Consider the following 4022-nt stretch of genomic DNA (forward strand, 5'->3'; position numbering starts at 1 on the left):
GCAGGCGGGGGCTTCGTTTATCTGACAGGAGGTATATATGAGCGAGGTAAGATACCTTGTAGCGGGCGACAGCGCTGTGTGCGTTGAGTTTGGCAATGAAATCAGCCCGGAGATCAACAAGAAAATCCGCGCATTCAAGATTGCGGTTGAAAAAAGTGATATACCGGGAATTGTGGAGACGGTTCCGACATACCGTTCCTTATTAGTACATTATCATCCGGAAGTGATCGGATTCAAGGCACTCACAGAAAAATTTGATAAATTGATGGGTTCCTTATCCAGCATTCCGATCCCGCCGCCAACCGTTATCGAAATTCCGGTTCTCTACGGCGGAGAGATGGGTCCGGATATTGAAAATGTTGCGGAGCACAATCACAAGACCGTGGAAGAGGTCATCAAGATTCATACATCTGAAGAATATCTAATCTACATGATTGGATTCATCGCTGGATTCCCATATCTGGGCGGCATGAGCAAAGAGATCGCAACCCCGCGTCTGAAGAGCCCGAGAGTGAAGATTGAGGGCGGCTCCGTCGGTATCGCCGGTGAGCAGACCGGTATCTACCCGGTAGCATCTCCGGGAGGCTGGCAGTTAATTGGACGGACTCCGTTAAAACTCTATGATGCAGACCGCGAGAAACCAGTGCTTCTGGAAGCGGGACAATATATCAAGTTTGCTGCAGTAACCGAGGAAGAGTATAAAAAGATCGAAAAAGAAGTCGAAGATGGAACCTACAAATACGTTGTGTACGATAAGGAGGTATAAAGATGGGCATTAAGTTTGCAAGCGGCGGATTCCTCACAACCGTACAGGACATGGGACGCACCGGCTATCAGGAGTCCGGTATGTCTGTATCAGGCGTTATGGATCAGCGTTCCGCAGCGATCGCGAATATTTTAGTGGGAAATGATGAAAATGAGGCGGTTCTGGAAGTAACCCTGATGGGACCGATGATGGAATTTACAGAAGATAATATTATCGCAGTAACCGGCGGCAATCTGGTTCCGAAGGTAAATGGAAAAGATCTTCCGATGTACCAGGCGGTTTTAGTACATAAGGGCGATTCCATGAACTTTGCCGGTATGACAAGCGGAAGCCGCGCGTACATTGCAGTGGCAGGCGGACTGGACATCCCGGTACAGATGGGCAGCAAATCCACCAACTTAAAGCTGAAAGTGGGCGGTTATCAGGGAAGAAAGATCGGCGGCGGAGACGAGATTGGTTTTGCCGCTCCGAAGACGACCCTTCCAAATATGAGAAAGAGAAAAGTGACGCCGGAGGACTTCTCCCAGACGGAGAAAACCATCCGCGTTGTCATGGGACCGCAGGATGACTGCTTTACCGAGAAAGGTGTTGAGACTTTCTTAAGCAGCACATATGCATTTACGAATGAGTCCGACCGTATGGGCTGCCGTCTCGAGGGCGAGGTCATCGAGCATAAAAATGGCGGCGATATTATCACAGACGGTATCGCCTTTGGTGCGATTCAGGTGCCGTCCCACGGACAGCCGATTATCATGATGGCGGATCATCAGACCACCGGCGGTTATACGAAGATTGCTGGCGTTATCTCTGTGGATCTTCCGCTGGTTGCACAGTCCAGACCGGGCTATAAAGTACATTTCCAGAAAGTAACGGTTGAGGAAGCGCAGAAGCTTTACATTGAGCAGGTGGAAAAACTCAAAGCGCTTAAAGAAGAACTGGCAAAAGTACCGGAACCGTGCGGAGAACTTGATGCAGTGATTCAGGTAGCGGTTGGATGTGAGTCGAAGAAATACTGGAATCCGATTGGAACCTACCGGGTTGTGATCGATGGAACTGAATATATGGTTGAATTAGAGGAAGAGACTGAGCGATTCAGATAAAACTCAGATACATCGAAAGATATGGAGGGAACGTATATGGCAGATTACAGCAAAATGACACCACCGGAAGTATGGAAACTGATTCGGACTGGCGAGATTACCCGCCCGACGGCTGGCATGTGTGCCGGATATGCACAGGCAAATCTGGTTATCCTGCCGAAGAAGTACGCCGATGATTTTAAAGAATTTGCAAGAAAGAACCCGAAACCGTGCCCAATCCTGGAAGTCGTAGAGGGCACACCGGATATCCACGATATGGGAGAAGGCGCGAGCATCGTGACGGACATCCCGAAATATTTCATTTACCGTGACGGCGTGAAAGTCGATGAGGTGACAGATGTTTCTTCTTATTGGAAAGAGGATTCGGTTGCATTCCTGATTGGCTGCAGCTTCTCCTTTGAGGAGGCGCTTATGAAAGCCGGCATTGAAGTGCGCCATATCGCGCAGGGCTGCAATGTTTCCATGTACAAGACCAACATCCAGTGCGAGAGCGCCGGCGTGTTCAAGGGACCGATGGTTGTCAGCATGCGTCCGATGACACCGGAAAACGCACAGAAAGCCAAAGAGATTACAGACCGTTATCCAAACGTACACGGCGGTCCGGTCCAGATCGGCGATCCGGCAGCGATCGGTATCAAGGATATTTCCAAACCAGACTATGGCGATCCGGTCGAGATCCGCGAGGGTGAGATCCCGGTATTCTGGGCTTGCGGCGTTACCCCGCAGGCAGCGATTGAAAATGCAAAACTTCCGTTAGTCATTACCCACGCACCGGGACATATGTTCATCACCAATGTCCTGAATACGGAGCTGAATGATTATCTGGAAGCGAAGAAGCAGAAATAGGCAGAATCGGTTCTTCCATTGCAGGAATGGTTTTATCGAAAAATAAGGTTTGACGGAGATTTCCCAGTCTCCTTCAAATAAATTCTCTTGAGAAAAGAGAAAAAGTTCATTACCAACCTAAAAAGCGGCGAAAAAGGAAGATGGAATCTGAGAGGAGGAAGTCTTCCTTTTTCATGTGTATCCCGTGCGTATATCATGCGCATGGGATGAAACGCACTTACCTTGTAAATTCCTTGAGAAAATCGTTGAAAAAACCTTGTATTTTCAAGGAAAAACCGCTTGACACGTCCGGAACCGTGTAATATAATAAATCAGTATGACATGAGTCAGGAAGATGTCGGCACCAAAGCCCCGGAGCAGGCATTTCATGATATAGTTAATCTCAATTATAGGAAGTAAAACAGGAGGTCAACCAATGAAGAGTTTTATGGCTAGTCCAGCAACAATCGAGAGAAAATGGTATGTAGTTGACGCTACAGGATATACATTAGGTCGTCTTGCATCTGAGGTAGCAAAAGTATTAAGAGGTAAGAACAAACCGATCTTCACCCCGCACATGGATTGCGGCGATTACGTAATCGTAGTAAACGCAGAGAAGATCAAAGTAACTGGTAAGAAACTGGATCAGAAGATCTACTACAATCACTCTGATTATGTAGGTGGTATGAGAGAGACAACCCTTCGTGAAATGATGGCTAAGAAGCCGGAGAAGGTTGTTGAGTTAGCAGTTAAGGGTATGCTTCCAAAGGGACCTTTAGGAAGAAGCATGATTACGAAACTTCATGTATACGCAGGTCCGGAGCACGAGCAGGCAGCTCAGAAGCCGGAAGTTTTAGAAATCAAGTTTTAATTAAAGGCACTGGAAGGAGGAAACAATAATGGCTAACAAATTTTACGGAACAGGCAGAAGAAAAAAATCTATCGCTAGAGTATACCTTGTACCGGGAACCGGCAAGATTACAATCAATAAAAGAGACATCGACGAGTACTTTGGTCTTGAGACCCTGAAAGTAGTTGTACGTCAGCCGCTCGTAGCAACCGAGACTGTTGATAAGTTCGATGTACTTGTAAACGTACGTGGTGGTGGTTTTACAGGCCAGGCAGGTGCTGTAAGACACGGTATCTCCAGAGCACTTCTTCAGGCAGACGCTGATTACCGTCCGGTACTGAAGAAAGCTGGCTTCTTAACTCGTGACCCGAGAATGAAAGAGCGTAAGAAATACGGCCTCAAAGCCGCTCGTCGCGCACCTCAGTTCAGCAAGCGATAATCTACAGCTTAAAAATGCTAAAAAAGCCCGGAAATACGCTAT

5 protein-coding genes are annotated in these 4022 nt (G+C 47.6%); all 5 read left to right on the forward strand.

Going from position 1 to position 4022, the window contains the following annotated elements:
- Nucleotides 1-37: 37 nt before the first annotated feature.
- On the forward strand, nucleotides 38-766 hold the full coding sequence (gene pxpB / locus QVO97_RS00620; protein WP_022358506.1) for a 5-oxoprolinase subunit PxpB: 729 nt from the start codon (nucleotides 38-40) through the stop codon (nucleotides 764-766).
- Nucleotides 767-768: 2 nt separating this feature from the next.
- Nucleotides 769-1866, forward strand: a complete 1098-nt coding sequence (locus QVO97_RS00625; protein WP_022358507.1) for a 5-oxoprolinase subunit C family protein — start codon at nucleotides 769-771, stop codon at nucleotides 1864-1866.
- Between the two features lie 36 nt (nucleotides 1867-1902).
- The gene (locus QVO97_RS00630; protein WP_022358508.1) at nucleotides 1903-2712 is read left to right on the forward strand and encodes a putative hydro-lyase; all 810 of its coding nucleotides are present in this window, start codon (nucleotides 1903-1905) and stop codon (nucleotides 2710-2712) included.
- Between the two features lie 415 nt (nucleotides 2713-3127).
- Entirely contained in the window at nucleotides 3128-3562 is a 435-nt protein-coding gene (rplM, locus tag QVO97_RS00635) for a 50S ribosomal protein L13 (RefSeq protein WP_022358509.1), read from the forward strand.
- A gap of 28 nt (nucleotides 3563-3590) precedes the next feature.
- Nucleotides 3591-3980 carry a 30S ribosomal protein S9 gene (rpsI, locus tag QVO97_RS00640; protein WP_022358510.1) on the forward strand — a complete coding sequence of 130 codons (390 nt, stop codon included), beginning with the start codon at nucleotides 3591-3593 and terminating at the stop codon, nucleotides 3978-3980.
- Nucleotides 3981-4022 lie beyond the last annotated feature (42 nt).

Source organism: Clostridium sp. CAG:43 (assembly GCF_000434655.1).
GTDB lineage: Bacteria > Bacillota > Clostridia > Lachnospirales > Lachnospiraceae > Otoolea > Otoolea fessa.